This is a genomic window from Polaromonas sp. P1_G2 (genome assembly GCF_056405515.1).
On record NZ_JBFUBY010001140.1, the window covers coordinates 1 to 452 of the forward strand.

Annotated in this window: 1 protein-coding gene; it reads right to left on the reverse strand. The window is 60.6% G+C overall.

Going from position 1 to position 452, the window contains the following annotated elements; translation table 11 throughout:
• The coding region (locus AC1D0P_RS29450) for an EamA family transporter (protein WP_477679968.1) at window positions 1-398 on the reverse strand (398 nt) is incomplete at its 3' end.
• Window positions 399-452 lie beyond the last annotated feature (54 nt).

Below are 452 nucleotides of genomic sequence, written 5' to 3' on the forward strand. Positions count from 1 at the left end.
CCGTAGAAGACATTGTGCGCCGGCACATCACCCCAGATGACGAAGCCGAGGATGAAGGCCCAGACCAGTGACGTATATTCGAACGGCGCGAGGATCGAGACCGGTGCACGGCGCATGCCTTCGAACATGGCGAACTGGCCCAGCCCGGCAAACAGGCCGGTGGAGGACATGAGCAACAGTTCCTTGAACGAGATGTGCACCCAGAAGAACAGCGAGGCGACGCCGGTCATGATGACGAAGAAGCCGCTCGATATCATCATCTGCACCATGGTCTTTTCGTGCATCGCCGTCTTGCGCAACAGCACGCTGGCGCAGGCCCAAAGAACCGCGGCGAACAAAGCCATGCCGACCGGCAGCGAAAGCGTGAAGCCGTGGCTGATCGGATCGACGGCGACCATGACGCCGATGAAGCCAAAGATCACCGCCAGCCAGCGGATCGATGGGACCTCCTC